The sequence below is a fragment of the Planomonospora alba genome, assembly GCF_039534085.1.
Classification (GTDB): Bacteria; Actinomycetota; Actinomycetes; order Streptosporangiales; family Streptosporangiaceae; genus Planomonospora_B; species Planomonospora_B alba.
The window spans coordinates 23,504-24,185 of record NZ_BAAAUT010000053.1; the positions used below are offsets into that span (position 1 = coordinate 23,504).

Annotated in this window: 1 protein-coding gene and 1 pseudogene; one reads left to right on the forward strand and one right to left on the reverse strand. The window is 80.5% G+C overall.

What is annotated here, in order from left to right; all coding sequences use genetic code 11:
• Positions 1-320 (reverse strand): hypothetical protein (locus ABD823_RS26810; RefSeq protein ID WP_344864300.1); only part of this gene is annotated, 320 nt, incomplete at its 3' end.
• 40 nt (positions 321-360) lie between these two features.
• On the opposite strand from ABD823_RS26810, the pseudogene ABD823_RS26815 reads away from it, so the two are divergent.
• Positions 361-682, forward strand: a pseudogene (locus tag ABD823_RS26815) (hypothetical protein); the annotation flags it as partial.

The following is a 682-nucleotide window of genomic DNA, read 5'->3' on the forward strand; positions in this document are numbered from 1 at the left end:
GTGCGAGGCGTGGCCTTGGGCGTGGCGGCCGGGCCCTGCCCGGCGCACGGGGCGGTCCGGCCGCTCGTGGTGTCCGAGCGTCCCGGGGGAAGTCCGGTCGCCGTGACGCTCCAGCCGGACCCGCAGGGGACGTCGGGGAAGGTGAAGCGGACGGTCTCGGTGTAGCGCGTCGCGCCGGCCAGTGCCACGGTCGCCTGCCGCAAGGCCCGGCCCACCCGGAAGACGACGCGCAGGCGCACCTGCCGGGCGTCCGCGGCACCCACGGCGACGTGCGCGACCGCCGTCCCCCTGGCGTCGACCGAGGCGCGCAGCACGTCCACCTGCCGGACCTGGGGGGAGGGCGGTGTCGCAGGCGACGTCGTGACCGCCGGGGTGACCGTCCGGGTGACCGCAGGGGTGGGAGCGGCGGTGGGGGTCGTGCCGGGCGCGGACGGGGAGGCGGGCGCGGACGCCGTGGCCGTGCTCGTGGCGGTGGCGGTGGTCGTGGCGGTGGTTGTGGTCGTGGTCGTGGGAGGCGGCGCCGACGGGCCGGCGGAAGGCGGCTCCACCGCGCCGGGCGAGGCCGGGCCGGCCGGCGGCGCAGGCTCTCCGGTGGCCGGTCCGGCGGTGGGCGAGCCGGCCGGGGCCGACGGCGGGGGGGGCGACGGACGGGGTCGCGGCGGCGACGACGCCTCCCCGTCCT